The organism is Onishia taeanensis, assembly GCF_013349955.1.
Classification (GTDB): domain Bacteria; phylum Pseudomonadota; class Gammaproteobacteria; order Pseudomonadales; family Halomonadaceae; genus Onishia; species Onishia taeanensis_B.
Genome location: NZ_JABVXC010000050.1, coordinates 1 through 485, shown reverse-complemented (window position 1 = coordinate 485; position 485 = coordinate 1). Strand labels below are relative to the sequence as shown.

The following is a 485-nucleotide window of genomic DNA, read 5'->3' as shown; positions in this document are numbered from 1 at the left end:
CAGCTGCCCTGGCCGCTGGCATCGGTCGAGATCATGCCGCCGATGGTGGCGCGATTGGAGGTCGACAGCTCCGGGGCGAAGAAGAGTCCATGGGGCTTGAGGGCGGCATTGAGCTGGTCCTTGACCACGCCGGCCTGTACGCGCACCCGGCGCCGTTCGACGTCGATGTCGAGGATGGCATTCATGTGCTTGGACACATCGACCACCAGGCCGTCGGTCAGCGACTGGCCGTTGGTACCGGTGCCGCCGCCGCGAGGCGTAAGCACGACCTTGCGATGCGCCTCCTGTCCAGCGAGACGAGCGATGCGCTCGAGGTCCTCGGCGTGGCGCGGATAGAGCACCGCCTGGGACAGCCGCTGATAGATGGAGTTGTCGGTGGCCAGCACGGTGCGGTTGGCGTAGTCAGGGGCGATCTCGCCTGCGAACCCGTCGGCTCGCAGGGCCTCGAGGAAGCGCAGGTAGTCGGCGTCGAGCCGGGCGAGGGT

1 protein-coding gene is annotated in these 485 nt (G+C 67.8%); it reads right to left on the bottom strand.

The genetic code is table 11. The features are described from left to right. Positions 1 to 485 (bottom strand): FAD-binding oxidoreductase (locus tag HUS66_RS17420; protein WP_175072452.1); only part of this gene is annotated, 485 nt, incomplete at both ends.